11 protein-coding genes and 1 tRNA gene are annotated in these 13,394 nt (G+C 67.3%); 6 read left to right on the forward strand and 6 right to left on the reverse strand.

Going from position 1 to position 13,394, the window contains the following annotated elements; genetic code table 11:
• Positions 1-23 precede the first annotated feature (23 nt).
• Positions 24-1,283 (reverse strand): type VII secretion-associated serine protease mycosin, encoded by a 1,260-nt coding sequence (gene mycP / locus SAVERM_RS23635; RefSeq protein WP_042494497.1) that lies wholly within the window; start codon positions 1,281-1,283, stop codon positions 24-26.
• Positions 1,284-2,327: 1,044 nt separating this feature from the next.
• Between mycP and SAVERM_RS23640 the strand changes: the two genes are divergently transcribed.
• Positions 2,328-2,606, forward strand: coding sequence for a hypothetical protein (locus tag SAVERM_RS23640; RefSeq protein WP_137865199.1), 279 nt, complete (start codon positions 2,328-2,330; stop codon positions 2,604-2,606).
• A gap of 416 nt (positions 2,607-3,022) precedes the next feature.
• On the opposite strand, the gene SAVERM_RS23645 is transcribed toward SAVERM_RS23640, so the two are convergent.
• Positions 3,023-3,583, reverse strand: coding sequence for a hypothetical protein (locus SAVERM_RS23645; protein ID WP_048894227.1), 561 nt, complete (start codon positions 3,581-3,583; stop codon positions 3,023-3,025).
• 500 nt (positions 3,584-4,083) lie between these two features.
• Between SAVERM_RS23645 and SAVERM_RS23650 the strand changes: the two genes are divergently transcribed.
• The 3 genes from SAVERM_RS23650 to SAVERM_RS40345 all read left to right on the forward strand — a co-directional run bounded on the left by SAVERM_RS23650 (position 4,084) and on the right by SAVERM_RS40345 (position 7,042).
• Entirely contained in the window at positions 4,084-4,542 is a 459-nt protein-coding gene (locus tag SAVERM_RS23650) for a hypothetical protein (protein ID WP_010986002.1), read from the forward strand.
• Positions 4,542-6,473, forward strand: coding sequence for an alpha/beta hydrolase (locus SAVERM_RS23655; RefSeq protein ID WP_010986003.1), 1,932 nt, complete (start codon positions 4,542-4,544; stop codon positions 6,471-6,473). The genes SAVERM_RS23650 and SAVERM_RS23655 overlap by 1 nt, the downstream gene beginning before the upstream one ends.
• 86 nt (positions 6,474-6,559) lie before the next feature.
• Entirely contained in the window at positions 6,560-7,042 is a 483-nt protein-coding gene (locus tag SAVERM_RS40345; RefSeq protein ID WP_078234375.1) for a hypothetical protein, read from the forward strand.
• A 719-nt stretch (positions 7,043-7,761) separates the two neighbouring features.
• Here SAVERM_RS40345 and SAVERM_RS23660 read toward each other — a convergent pair.
• The 3 genes from SAVERM_RS23660 to SAVERM_RS23670 form a co-directional block, all read right to left on the reverse strand.
• Positions 7,762-7,835 (reverse strand) — tRNA-Pro (locus SAVERM_RS23660).
• A gap of 33 nt (positions 7,836-7,868) precedes the next feature.
• On the reverse strand, positions 7,869-8,654 hold the full coding sequence (locus tag SAVERM_RS23665; RefSeq protein WP_010986004.1) for a Pr6Pr family membrane protein: 786 nt from the start codon (positions 8,652-8,654) through the stop codon (positions 7,869-7,871).
• Positions 8,655-8,741: 87 nt separating this feature from the next.
• Complete coding sequence (locus tag SAVERM_RS23670; RefSeq protein ID WP_010986005.1) at positions 8,742-9,668, reverse strand: metallophosphoesterase; 927 nt, start codon at positions 9,666-9,668, stop codon at positions 8,742-8,744.
• A gap of 131 nt (positions 9,669-9,799) precedes the next feature.
• Here SAVERM_RS23670 and SAVERM_RS23675 point away from each other — a divergent pair, with 131 nt between their 5' ends.
• Positions 9,800-10,267 (forward strand): GatB/YqeY domain-containing protein, encoded by a 468-nt coding sequence (locus SAVERM_RS23675; protein WP_010986006.1) that lies wholly within the window; start codon positions 9,800-9,802, stop codon positions 10,265-10,267.
• Positions 10,268-10,326: 59 nt separating this feature from the next.
• Here the strand turns inward: SAVERM_RS23675 and SAVERM_RS23680 are convergent, their stop codons facing one another.
• Entirely contained in the window at positions 10,327-12,618 is a 2,292-nt protein-coding gene (locus SAVERM_RS23680) for a transglycosylase domain-containing protein (protein ID WP_010986007.1), read from the reverse strand.
• Positions 12,619-13,027: 409 nt separating this feature from the next.
• Here SAVERM_RS23680 and wblA point away from each other — a divergent pair, with 409 nt between their 5' ends.
• Positions 13,028-13,366 (forward strand): transcriptional regulator WblA, encoded by a 339-nt coding sequence (gene wblA, locus SAVERM_RS23685; protein WP_037649120.1) that lies wholly within the window; start codon positions 13,028-13,030, stop codon positions 13,364-13,366.
• The last annotated feature ends 28 nt before the right edge of the window (positions 13,367-13,394 follow it).

Genomic DNA, 13,394 nt, shown 5'->3' on the forward strand with positions numbered 1-13,394 from the left:
GCCGCTCAGCGTGAGGCCGACACTCAGGACGACCCGCGCCCTGGATATACATGTGATGTCGCCTGAGCACGGCGACGCTTGCGGACACACCACCCCGCGAACGCCGCTCCGCTGATGAGTACGCCACTGCCAACACCCAAGAGAATCCACGGGGGTGAACTGTCTCCGCTGCCGGAGTTCGTCGACGCGGCTGGTGCCGCGCCCTCTTGCTTCGATGAAGCGGAGGCTGACACCTCTGGCGTCCTGGACGCGGCGTACTCGAAGTCAGGCAGTGGGTACCCGTCGACGGGACCTGGGTCGCCGGGATCCGTCAATGCGATGCGGGGGCGTACCGCGCCGTAGCCGAGATAGTCCGTGCGTTCCTTGCCGCTCTTGGATTTGCTCGCGGTGTTGACCATGACCCGCAGAACCTGGTTGTTCGTCCAGTCGAGGTGCTTGGACCAGATCAGGGCGGCTGATGCAGAGGCGATGGCGGTGGCGTCGCTGGTGCCGTGGGTCTTGCACAGTTCCGTGCTGCCGAGACAGGCGGCGACCATTTCCTCTCCCGGTGCGACCAGGTCGACTTGGGGGCCGTGCTGGGACTCCTTCGTCGCCTTGACGCCTCTGTCGATCGCCCCGACGCCGACGACACCGGGAGTGGCCGCCGGGTACTCAACTTTGTTGAGGCCGCCGCCGGTGTTGCCCACACCCGCGAAGATCAGCTTGCCCTTGGACAGAGCGTAGGCGACGGACTCGGTCAGCTCCGGTGAATGGGCGGTGCTCGCCAGCGAGATATTGATGACCTGGGCGTCCGAATCGGCCGCGTACCGGATGGCCTTGGCCATGTAGGTGGGGTAGTCGTCCGGGTTGCCGTCGCTGCGGCTCTGTTCGATGAAGTCCGGGATACGGATCGGGAGGATCTTCGCTCCTGGGGCCAGGCCGTAGGAACCCGTCGCTCGGCCTTTGGCTCCGGTGCCAGCGATGAGGACGGCCATGCTGGTGCCGTGGCCGTCGTAGTCCGAGTGTTCGTCCCCGGGGTGATTGGAGAAGTCCTTGCCCGCCACGACCCGGCCGCGCAGGTCGGGGATGTTGTCCTGGATGCCGGTGTCGATGACGGCGACCGTGATGCCCTTGCCCGTGCTGGTCTTCCACATCTGCTCGGCCTGCATGGCGTCCAGGTGCCACTGCTGGCCGCGGACGGTGTCAGCGTGTGCGGGCGTCACGGCGGCGCCCGCCAACAGGACGCCGGCGACGGCCGCCACGACCCGGCCGTACCGTAGGGCCTGCTTGCTGTGGGTGGGCATGGTCATCCTTCTTGTCCTGCGTGTCGGTCGGGCCCGCTGGGTGGACGTGGCGTGGTCGGTCGGCCTTCCTCGTCCTCGGCCCTCTGATTCGTGCGGGAGCGCGACCGTTCGTCATGGGCGGAGCGGTCACCACCGTATGGGGCACGGGTGACCGCGGAGGCGCCGCGGGCTGTTCCGCCGCTCTGCGGCAGTACGTCGTCTGTGCCCGTTCCCCGTACAAGTCCGGCGCCCCCTGAGGTGAACCCCGCCCGTCCGCGCTGTCGGGATGTCCTGGGTTGCCCACCGACGATCCCATCGGACTGCGCAGGCAGGGGGGCGCTCTTCGACGCGCTTTCAGGGTTCGCCGTGCGGCCGTTAGCGCGGGGCGTCGTGGCGCCAAGGCCGGATCCTCCCGGTGCGGTGCCACGACCGATGGGAGGCTGCTGCTGCGGGGTGCCGCCGATAACAGTGCCGCGTGGAATCGCACCAGCGGATCGTCCGCTCGGTGGCGAGACCGGGCGGCCGCCAGTGACTCCGTTGGCGTTTCTGGCCGCGCCGGGAACGGCCGACTCACGACCTGGGACCGGCTGACCACCGGACATGCCGGGGCCGAAGGGGCCGGTGGGTCCGCGCCCGGGTACGTGCGATCCTCCGGGTGTACCTGAGCCGGACGGCGTGGGCAGGGCACTCCGGCCTCCATACACGGAGTGCCCCCCGCCTGCCCGAGGAACCTGCGGAGTCACTGCTCTGCCCCCGAACGCAGGCGGAAGCAACCCGGTCGTCGGCTGTGTCCTGCCGTCCGGGCTGCTTGGTTCCGGGGGCGGCGCCGGTGGGGCGGAAGGAGCTGCTGGAGCGGACGGAACGGTTCTTACGCTGTCGATCGCCGTGTTCGTCGTGTCTGTGTGAGGGCGCGGCGGCGCATCTGGCCCGACGGCCAGGTCCGTCAGGTGGTGCGGCGCGGACGCCCTCGGTGCTGAACTCATGCCGCCCACACCGGAGTCGGCGTCCGTCTCCCGCCCCAGAGCGTCCGCTCGCGCCACCGTCCCTTGGGTACCGCCATCGGCGGTGGGCGCGGTGATGTGGGTTCCACCGTCACGTTCGATCGGCACGAACCGCTTTGGCAACTCCGGAAACTCGGGCGCCTTCAGCGCGTCGATCTGTTCCGTCGAGGCGGTGTACGACTGGGCCAGTTTGATCATCAGCCCGGCCGCTTCAGCGCTGTCATCGGCGAACGACGTCTTGGCCTTCTCCACCGCGGCATCCGAGGGACTGCCGTCGTGGTCGCCGATGTCCGTTGCCTTCGCCGCGTGCGCGTCGAGCACCGATCGCGCGGTGGCACTCTGATTCCGCAGAATCTCCAGCTGGGGCCTGACCTCGTGAAGCGTATCCCCCGCGTGGCCCAGCCATTTGCCCGCGCTCGCGCTGTAATCGCCCAGTCCCAGGGTGGCCAACGCGGCCTGGTGGATCCACTTCCGGAACGCCTCGCCGCCTTCACCCTCCCACTCGACCGCCATGCTGTGGGTCCGCAGATCGGTGCCGATTTCCCCGATCGTCTTCGCGGCCTGGGTCAGCAGTACGCCGAGCTCCGTGGCCGTCGCACCGTCCGCCCCCTCCACCATGGACCACAGCTGTTCGGGATCCTGGGTCAGAAACCGGGACTGCCGGACCGTCCGCCACGCCGAGCTGCCCAGATCAGACATGGAGCCGTCCCGCCTTCCCCACCACGGTCGTGGTGCTGCCGTTCCTTGCTGACACGGACATCACAGACCTCCGGCCTCCGCGTCCGGCGGTTGGGAACCCTGTTGGTCACCGCTCGGTCTTCCCACCCCCCGACTGGTGCGGTTCTCCGCTCCCGGCCCCGGCCTGTCGGCGAGCAGTTCGTCGGCCTCGACCCGGATCCGGCTCAGGCGGTCGCGAACGTCGTCGTCGAGATCGTGATAGCCGGCCTTCGAGGCGTCGACCGTGACGACCAGTCCCTCGATCTGCAACGCCAGCATCTGGGACAGCTGCTCCAGTTGGGAGTGCACTCGGGTGTAGGCGGCGTGCAGCGCGTCGGCCTCGTCGAAGTTGCCCAGACGTCCCGTGGGCAGAGCGCCGTCCGCGATCCTGCGCGGCGCGGCCTTCGACTCCTCCAGCTGAGTCAAGAGGTCATCCACCCTCTTCTTGAAGGCGGTCAGCGTCTCGCCCTCGACACGCAGAACCTGCGCCGCGGCGGCACCGACACCCGCGAAGGGCCCGATACCCGAAGCCGCGATCCCTCCCACAGCAGCCCCCAGGCCAGCGCCGGTTGCCTGCGGATCTCCCGTGCTGTCGACCGCCATCACGTCCTCCCCGTCCGGACAACTTCTCCGTCAGCACCTCGGGGTACTCACTGACAGTGCCAATGACATCCCCGTCTGTAACAGAAGCAACTCCGCAAGATAGCTGTGATCTCGTGTCTTCGCGGAATCCTGTTGCCCCCATGGCGTGGGGCTGGCTGAAAGCCGACTCCGCCGTGCGTCGGGCCACTCCACTGCTGCCATGTCCCGCCTGCTGCAGGGCGCAGCTTGGCGAGAACAGGCCGTCGCCGTGCGCAGATGTCGATCTGTGAATGTCCGATGCGTGACGGTGGTTCGGCTGTCCGCCCGCGCCCGACCGGGCTGTGTCGCAGTTTCACCCCGTTGTTGCCACTGTGGCAGCGGGTCAGGCCCATGGGCATGAGTAGGCATACTCAGTCACTCTGGTGGATCGCACGGATACAGTGCGTTGCGACCACGGGATAACGTCCGCAACAGCAGGCTCAGACAGCGCCGTTGAGCCGTACAACGGGGAAGGATTGCGGATGGCGTGGGACGAGTGGGAACAGATCAAGGCCGCGGCGGCCGAGCGCCGCTCCACCCAGATGCAGCTCAACCAGTTGCCGGCTGATCAGGGCGGCAGCACTCCCACGGGTGGGTCGAAGCCCGGATTGAATGGCGGCTCGGGCACCCTGCGGCACTCGAACGGGCCGTGGACCCACGCGGCAGGCACAGCGGACGACCTGAGGATCAGCACCGAGTCCACGAAGAAGAGCCTGCAGTCCGGCCATACGGGCGTGTCGGCGGGGGCTGAAGGCCTGGCGAGCCTGGGTGCGTTAAAGACGGTACTCACCTCCTGGGAGAAGCGGCTGGAGGCGGTACGGGACGAGTGCGAGTCACTGGAGCCCAAGCTGCGCGCCGTCGCCAAGGACATGGGCGAGTACGACAGTGCCGTTGCCGCCAAGGCGCGCGCTGTGCACGTCTCGGACGGGGGCAAGGGCTAGTGACCTCGGCGTTGACCTGGCAGCAGTTGCGGGACCTGACGCTCTCGGGGCTGGATGACGCGGCCGACGGCTGGGTCAAGGTCTCACACCACGCGGATGCCTCGGCCGAACGAGTGGACGCCGAGATGGCCGGCAAGTTGTCCAAGACGCAGGAGAGTGAATCGGCGACGGCGGCCATCCGGCGGCTGCAGCGACTGAGCCGTAACTATCACTACATCCACGCCGAGTGCGGACTGATCCGCTCCTCGGTGAACGGTCTTGCCTCCGAACTCAGGCCTCCTCAGCGGCGGCTGAAGGAGGCGCTGGACGATGCCACCGCCCTGTCGTACGCGGTGAACGAGGACGGGAGCATCGGGTACCCGGCCGGCGGCAAGAACGAGATGACCGGGGAGAAGATCCCCGGTGGTTCGGCAGTGGGCCACAACGGCATGCTCGCGCCGGGCAACAACGGGCTGTACCCACCGAGCGACAAGGGGCTGCACACGCCCGGCACTGGTCCTGGAACCCCCGGCCTGATCAACCCCAACCCTCACCACGCCAAGGCGCAGGACATCGCTGACCGCATCGCTCACGCCCTGCGCGAGGCCCGGGAGACCGACGAACGTTACCGACAGGCGCTGAGCAAGCTCAAGGCAGGCCCCGGGCTGAAGGTCGACACGAAAACCTGGGCCGACGCTGCCGCCGACGTCAAGGCCGTGGGCGATGCTGCGACGGAATACCTGAAGGACGACATCCCTCTCGACAAGTCCCCCGCCGCTCGCAAGGACTGGTGGGACCACCTCACGCAGGAGCAGCGGGAGGAGTACCTGGCGGTCTACCCGGACGTGATCGGGAACCTGGACGGCATCCCGGCAACCGTGCGGGACGAGGCCAACCGGGAAAACGTCGAGCTCCTCATCGGCAAACTCTCGGGGCAGGATGACGAGAAGTCGAAGACGATACTGGAAGGGCTGAAGGGAATTCAGGGGAAACTGCAGGAAGCAAGCGTGCCACCGATGTATCTTCTTGGTATCGGCGACGAAGGAAATGGTCGTGCGATCGTTTCCTATGGGAATCCCGACACGGCGAATAACGTCTCGGCTTATGTCCCTGGGCTCTCGACGAAACTGGATGGCGAATTCGTCGGCGGCTCGATGAAACGAGCCCAGGACACTGCTCTTGGCGCCAAGGAAGCCGACCCTCACAGCTCAACCGCGTCGATCGTCTGGCTCGGCTACGACGCGCCCCAGCTCTCTCCCACGGACCTCGCCGCCAACACAGACGTCATGTTCAGAGAAAATGCCGAAGCCGGAGCACCGGCATACAACAGCTTTATGGCAGGAATCTCAGCGACGAACGAGAACGAGAATCCGCATATCACCGCCATTGGGCACTCATACGGTTCCCTCACCGTAGGCTTGGCAGCTCAGGAGAAGGGCGGGGTCCCCGGAGCCGACGACATCATCCTCGTCGGTAGCCCCGGCACTGATGCAAAGACCGCCGACGATTTGAACGTCGGCAAGCACCATGTATTCGTCGGTGCGGCAGACAACGACATCGTCACTAAGCTCCCTAATCATAATGAGGCCAGTGGCATGGGAGCCGGGGCTGCTGGTGGCGGATCAGCAGGTCTTGTACTGGGATTGGGGATGGGCGGCCCCGTAGGTGGAGTCGTTGGTGGTGCAGCCGGTACCGTCGTGGGTGGCATCGCCGGCTATATGGCTCAGGACCAGCAGACGGATCCCAGTCAGATCTGGTTCGGAACCGATCCGGCGAACAAGGCGTTCGGAGCCACACGCTTCTTGGTCGACGATGGCCCTCCTGTGACCGACGGTGGGTTTGACGCACACTCGCACTATTTCACCCCCACAAAGGACCAGATGTCAGCCGACAATATTGCCAACATCGTGGTTGGGAAGTCCGACGGAATCGTCTTGGAGCAGCCACGATGAGAGGCGTCAGCGTCACGATCCTGGTAGGAATGCTGCTTTTGACGGGATGCGGAACTTCGGAGCAGCCGGCTGAAGGGAAGCCGAAGATGAACATGCAAGAAGCGGCGGAAAATGCCGATAAAATGCTGGACGGGACTTTCGCTGCCATCAAGCCCGCCGTCCACTGGACCCACGGGGAAACCACCGCGGGCAGCTGTGATGTGTCGCGGCGTCGCGCAGTGATGACCATCATCTCCCCAGAACGCAGGGGTAGTTTCCTCGGGGTGGTGGAGCGCTATTGGAAAGCCGAGGGGTACCGACAGCTTGGTGTGAATCGAAGCACCAAGAGCCCTGCGACGTACTTCGAGACTCCCGACCAGTTCCGTGTGCGCCTCCTCATCGGCGGCAACGGCCAAGCCTTCTTCGAGGTGGCTACACCGTGTGTCACCAAGTCCTCGGTGTCGCCGCCGACAGCCGAGACGGTCGGCCCTAATTATGCGGGAGGATCGATCCCGGACCCCAACGTCCGATCTGATTTCTGGTCATCAACCACCCCGACCCCCTCTGCGTCCCCGAGCGAGAAGAACTGAGCGTGCAGCGCACAGCCACTTCGTACGTGTCTTCGTCAGACGCCCGCGCTCAGCAGCACCTCAGTGAGGCGGTTGGCGACATCCGGGCGTCCCAATGACCGGGCCTGCTGCGCCATGTGCGAACCGCCCAGCCTGCTGTACCTCCGTGATCAAGGCGGCTCCGGCTTCCGGCGGCGACGGCTGTGGGGACTTCGTGGCGCGCTGCGGCGCCGCTTCGTCGTGGACGGGGCTGCGGCTTGCTTCTGCGTGAAGGGGCCGTTCGTGTCCGTTTTTCGGGACCCGTCAACCGGTGCCTGCGCTGAGCCGACTCCGACCGGTTCGGGTGATGGCCGTGCTCCAGATAGACGCCGCTTCCCACCCTGCTTGGGCAAGGCCGCGCCCCTTGAGCGTGTGGGCGGTATCAGCGAGCTCGGGGCTGCCCGACGCGACGGGGTCGTCCCCGATGCGGGTGAGGAGCGCGGGTTGCCGGTCATTTAACGGAGACCATAGGTGCATGGCGATCGCCGTACCGTCCGTGGTCTCCTCGCCACAAGCCGTGGGGTGGCCCTTCCGAGGTGTACGCGGCGCCCAGCGTGCTTCAAGGCGGAACGCCACTTGCTCGGAGCCACCGGGAGCCGCTTCCCGCAGTCGGCTCCCGAATGGCTCCCAAAACGGGGCCGCACAACAAATCAGGCCCGGTGCTGATCTCTCAGCACCGGGCCTGACCTGGTGTTTCACTGTCGGGGTGGCGGGATTTGAACCCACGACCTCTTCGTCCCGAACGAAGCGCGCTGCCAAGCTGCGCTACACCCCGATGTCACTGCTTGTCGCGGCGACGTCGTTTACTTTAGCCCACTGGTGGCTGGAGACGAAATCCGTTTTTGGCGCGGCGGCGGAGCGGGTTCGGGCGGACGCGGTCGAGGGTGACGAGGAGGACCGCCAGGGCGTAGAACGCCAGGCCGAGGAGGAGCGCGTTGCCGAGGACGCTCTTGTAGCCGTGCTGTTCGACGTCCAGGAACGGGTAGAGGTAGCGGCCCGGCGTGCCCGGCAGGATCAGCTCGCCCCGGGCGAGGGTGAGCGCCAGGTACGCGAGGGGGTAGAGCAGCCAGGCGCTGGCCTGGCGCAGGCGCAGGCGTCCCGAGCCTGTCAGGAGCAGCCAGTCCAGTACCACCGCGACCGGGACCGCCGTGTGCAGGAGCTGGTTCGTGAGCGCCTGCCAGCCCGTGAGCGGGCCCGCCTGGCCGGTCATCGTGAAGGGGGCCGGCTCGTGCGCGAGGAGCAGATGGTAGACGAGGCCGGTGATCACGGCGTAGAGCAGTGTGCCGCCGGTCAGGAGCGCGGGCAGGGGGCGGCGGGCCGCCCAGGCCCGCCAGGCCGAGAGGGTGAAGGTCAGGGCCACCAGCACGCTGCTCTGGATCGTGAAGTAGGTGAGGACGCGCAGCGGGCTGCCGAGGATCAGGTCGATGGTCACGCCCGCCGTCGCCGCCAGGGCGACCAGCAGGCGGAACGCGGTCGTCAGCGGACGGCGGGTGGGCGCCACCACCGCCGCCGCGGGGACGGCGGACGGCATCAGTACAGGCATCCCCGGAATGGCGGGCAGGTCCGGTATGTCCTTGGGTATGCGGGCGATCATGCCCTCACGCTAAGCGGATCGGGCAAATCGGGCGATACGGGCAAGCTGTGTGGGTTACTCGCCCGGCCGCTCCTCCCGGGATACCGGCTACTCCCTCTCCACCAACGTCAGCAGCGACGCTTCCGGCGGGCAGGCGAACCGCACCGGCGTGTAGCGGTTCGTGCCGCAGCCCGCCGACACGTGCAGGTAGGACGCCCGCCCCTCGGCCGTGTGCCGCGACAGGCCCTTCACCCGGTCCGTGTCCAGGTCGCAGTTGGTGACGAAGGCCCCGTAGAAGGGGAGGCAGAGCTGACCGCCGTGGGTGTGCCCGGCCAGGATCAGCGGGTAACCGTCCGCGGTGAAGGCGTCCAGGGTGCGCAGATACGGAGCGTGCACCACGCCCATCGAGAAGTCCGCCGAGACCGACGGGCCGCCCGCCACGCGCGCGTACCGGTCCCGCTTGATGTGCGGGTCGTCCAGGCCGGTCAGCTCGATCTCGGCGCCCTCGATCTTCAGGGCCCCGCGCGCGTTCGTCAGGTTCAGCCAGCCCGCCGCGTCGAAGCCGTCGCGCAGGTCCTCCCACGGGTTGTGGATGGCGTCGACGGCCGGCTTGTTGCCGTTCAGCCCGTGGCGGCCCTGGGTCTTCTCCAGCAAGTAGCGGGCGGGGTTGCGCAGTTTGGGGCCGTAGTAGTCGTTCGAACCGAAGACGTACGCCCCCGGGAACTCCATCAGCGGGCCCAGTGCGTCGAGGACCTCCGGCACGCCCTCCGGGTCGGAGAGGTTGTCCCCGGTGTTGATGACGAAGTCGGGGCGCAGTCCGGCCAGCGACCTCAGCCAGCGCTGCTTCTTGCGCTGGCCGCCGACCATGTGGATGTCCGACACCTGCAACACGCGCAGGGGGCGCATCCCCGGGGGCAGGACGGGGACCGTGACCCGTCGCAAGCGGAAGGAACGGGCCTCGAAACCCGCCGAGTAGAGGAGACCGGCGGCGCCGGCCGCCACGATTCCCAGGGGTACTCCGTATCGCGCGCGCATACGTCCATCGTGTCAGACCCCGACGCCGCCGCGTATCCGCCTGTGGACAACCGCGGCAGCCCACGGCGGGCCGCGGGGGCCCGCCCGAAATCAACGGGCGGCAGCCGTGCCACACCTGCGACAATCACCCCATGACCACGCTCAAGTCGAAGCTGCAGGAAGACCTCAACGCCGCAATCAAGGAGCGCGACGAGCTCCGCTCCTCGACGCTCCGGCTGACCCTCGCCGCGATCACCAAGGAGGAGGTCGCGGGCAAGACCAAGCGCGAGCTCTCCGACGACGAAGTGCAGAAGGTGATCACTCGCGAGGCGAAGAAGCGGCGCGAGGCCGCCGACGCGTTCGCGCAGGGTGGTCGCCCCGAGTCGGCCGAGCGGGAGAAGGCGGAGGGTGAGGTGCTCGCCACGTACCTGCCCCAGCAGCTGTCCGACGAGGAGCTCCAGCAGATCGTCGGACAGGCGGTCCAGGAGGCGAAGGCGGCCGGCGCCGAGGGCCCGCGCGCCATGGGCCAGGTCATGAAGATCGTGAACCCGAAGGTGGCCGGCCAGGCCGAGGGCGGCCGCGTCGCCGCGGTGGTCAAGCAGCTCCTCGCGGGCGGCTGAGCAGCGCCCCCGTCGTCGTACCGCGTACCACCGACAGAAGGGGACGGAGCTGGGCGGAACTAGCCGTTCCCGTTCCTGCCGCCGTTCCCGTTCCCGCCGTTTCCGTTTCCGCCGTTCCCGTTCCCCTGGATGAAGCCATCCGGGATCGAGAAGGACGGGAGCGGGACGGTCGTACCGCCGTCGGTGCCACCCGTGACGGTCGTGCCTCCGGTGTTGCCGTTCCCGTTCCCGTTGCCGCCGTTGTTCCCCTCGTCGCCGCCCTTGTCCTTGTCCGCGTTGCTGTCCGGGATGTTGATCAGGTTGAAGTCCGGGGCCGGCTTGCCCTGGAGCGCGCCCGACATCATGTCGCGCCAGATCGGGCCCGGGACCTGGCCGCCGTAGACCTTGGCCCAGGTGGTGCCGCCGATGGTGATGTTGACCATGCGCCGCTTGTGCGCCGGGTCGCCGACCCAGACCGCGGCCGCCATGTTCGGCGTGTAGCCGACGAACCAGGCCGCGTAGCGTCCGTCCGTCGTACCGGTCTTGCCCGCGCTGGGACGGCTGCCGAGGCCGGCCTCCGTACCCGTACCGTCCTCGACCACGCCCTTCAGCAGCGTGTTGATCGTGTCCGCGGTGGTCTCCGTCATCGCGCGTGAGCACGTCGACTTCGGGACCTCCAGGGACTTCTTCTCGTCGCCGACGGTCTGGGTGATCGACTCGATGGCGACCGGCGTGCAGTGCATGCCGCGGGAGGCGAAGGTCGCGTACGCGTTCGCCATCGTCAGAGGCGACATCTCCTGCGTGCCCAGCGCGATCGACGGGGCCTGGGTGATCTTCGCTCCGTCGGCGCGGCTCACGCCCATCTTCTTGGCCATCTGCGTCACCGGGCAGATGCCGATGTCGCTGATCAGCTGTACGTAGTAGGTGTTGACCGACTTCGCGGTCGCTTCCTTCATCCCGTACGGGCCGCGCTCAGACTCGTTCTCGTTCGTCAGCTTGGCCGGGCGGTTCGGGTCGTTGCGCCAGGTCTTGCCGTTACAGGCCGAGATCGGGCTCGGGTACAGCATCTCGTAGGGCGACGGGTACGCCTGCGTGGCCGGCATGCCGCCCTCGACGGCGGCCGCCGCCACGATCGGCTTGAACGTCGAACCGGGCTGGTAGCCCGCGCCGCCGCCCATGTCCTTGTCCACGGAGAGGTTGATCTGCGTCTCGTTCTTGCCGAAGCCGTACGGACGCGACTGGCCCATCGCGAGGATCTTGCCGGTGCCGGGCTCGACGACCGTGGCGGCCGTGGCCACGCCGTCGCTCTTGTTGACGTGCTGCTTGATCGACGTCTGCGCCGACTCCTGCGCCTGCGGGTCGAGCGTCGTACGGATCGTCAGACCGCCCCGGTTCCAGATCTTCGCCCGGGCCTCCTTGGTCTTGCCGAAGACCGGGTCGGTCAGGAAGACCTCGCGTACGTAGTCGCAGAAGAAGCCCGCGCCCTTGACCGCCGTGATGCAGCCGTTCTTCGGCTTGCTCACGTTCAGTCCGAGGGGCTTCTCCTTGGCCGTGTCGGCATCCGCCTGCGAGATGTCGTGGACCTCGGCCATGCGCTGAAGCACCACGTTGCGTCGCTTCTTGGCCTCCGCCTCGTCGTTCACCGGGTCGTACCGGGTGGGCGACTGGACGATGCCCGCGAGGAGCGCCGACTCCTGGACGTTCAGGTCCTTGGCGGACTTGGAGAAGTAGCGGTGGGCGGCGGCCTCGACGCCGTAGGCCTGCTGGCCGAAGAACGTGATGTTCAGGTAGTTCTCGAGGATCTTCTTCTTGCCGAGCTTCTCCTCGATCTGGATCGCGTACTTCAGCTCGCGGATCTTGCGGCCGAGGGTCTGCTGGGTGGCCTGGGCGACCTTCGTCGGGTCGTCGCCCGCCTCCTCCACGAAGTAGTTCTTCACGAGCTGCTGCGTGAGGGTGGAGGCGCCCTGGGCCACTCCGCCGTTCTGCGCGTTCTGGTTCACCGCGCGCAGGATGCCCTTCAGGTCGACCGCGCCGTGCTGGTAGAACCGCGAATCCTCGATCGCGACGATCGCCTTCTGCATGTACGGCGAGATCTCCTTGAGATCCACCACCGTGCGGTCGCGCGAGTAGACCGAGGCGATCTGGCCGCCGGCACTGTCCAGGATCGTGGTGCGCTGGCTCAGCTGCGGGCTCTTCAGGTTGGCCGGGATGTCGTCGAATCCTTTGACGGAACCCTTGGCGGCGAGCCCGAGCGCACCGGCGGCGGGCATCGCGATTCCGGCCATCACCGCCCCCGCGAGCACACTCACTCCGAGGAACTTGGCGGCCTGCTGCACAGGGGACAGTCCCCCGCCCGAGCGCTTCTTTGGCATGAGGGCAGCCTACGTTCTCATTCGCCGGACACGCGTATATGCCTTGGCCTAAGCTGCTCCCAACTGTCACAGCAGTAGGGCCTTGTATCAAATACGGTCGGCGACGCCGAATCGTTCCGGTGTTCCACCAACTTTTTTGTTGAGGGCGTGTCCGAATCCGCCTCGTGTGTCACCGGACGTCCGTTGTGACTCAACTGAACTGCCCCGGTTCGCCGGGAGAGTCGCATATGTCGCCAGCTCACTCCCCCGGGTGATCTGCCGCTTACGCATAGTCCGTTCGGGCCATTCAAGATTGGGCCCGAAGGGGGTGTTGCGCTGTGCCCACCTTCCGTAACGTCCTCAACTGGCGGCGGTGAATATGCCGCTGCCGCCGTGGGGGAGCCTCGATTCGGGAGAGGACGGCGCCGGTATGGGCTGGGTAACCGACTGGAGTGCGCAGGCGGCCTGCCGCACTACCGATCCGGATGAACTGTTCGTTCAAGGAGCAGCGCAGAACAGGGCCAAGGCAGTGTGCACCGGATGTCCGGTGCGCACGGAGTGCCTCGCCGATGCGCTCGACAACCGCGTCGAATTCGGCGTGTGGGGTGGCATGACGGAACGGGAGCGCCGCGCGCTGCTGCGCAGGCGGCCCACCGTCACCTCGTGGCGTCACCTGCTGGAGACCGCGCGTACGGAGTACGAGCGCGGCGCGGGTCTGCTGCCCCTCGACGAGGAAGAGGTGTACGAGAACTACGCGGCGGTGGGCTGAGGGAGTCCCCCCCAAGCACCGCCGTCGG

This window comes from Streptomyces avermitilis MA-4680 = NBRC 14893 (assembly GCF_000009765.2).
GTDB classification, from domain to species: Bacteria; Actinomycetota; Actinomycetes; order Streptomycetales; family Streptomycetaceae; genus Streptomyces; species Streptomyces avermitilis.

Coding starts and splice junctions, on each gene's coding strand:
- mycP (WP_042494497.1), bottom strand. CDS start 1,283: ATGCCCACCCACAGCAAGCAGGCCCTACGGTACGGCCGGGTCGTGGCG.
- SAVERM_RS23645 (WP_048894227.1), bottom strand. CDS start 3,583: ATGGCGGTCGACAGCACGGGAGATCCGCAGGCAACCGGCGCTGGCCTG.
- SAVERM_RS23650 (WP_010986002.1), top strand. CDS start 4,084: ATGGCGTGGGACGAGTGGGAACAGATCAAGGCCGCGGCGGCCGAGCGC.
- SAVERM_RS40345 (WP_078234375.1), top strand. CDS start 6,560: ATGAACATGCAAGAAGCGGCGGAAAATGCCGATAAAATGCTGGACGGG.
- SAVERM_RS23665 (WP_010986004.1), bottom strand. CDS start 8,654: ATGATCGCCCGCATACCCAAGGACATACCGGACCTGCCCGCCATTCCG.
- SAVERM_RS23670 (WP_010986005.1), bottom strand. CDS start 9,668: ATGCGCGCGCGATACGGAGTACCCCTGGGAATCGTGGCGGCCGGCGCC.
- SAVERM_RS23675 (WP_010986006.1), top strand. CDS start 9,800: ATGACCACGCTCAAGTCGAAGCTGCAGGAAGACCTCAACGCCGCAATC.
- SAVERM_RS23680 (WP_010986007.1), bottom strand. CDS start 12,618: ATGCCAAAGAAGCGCTCGGGCGGGGGACTGTCCCCTGTGCAGCAGGCC.
- wblA (WP_037649120.1), top strand. CDS start 13,028: ATGGGCTGGGTAACCGACTGGAGTGCGCAGGCGGCCTGCCGCACTACC.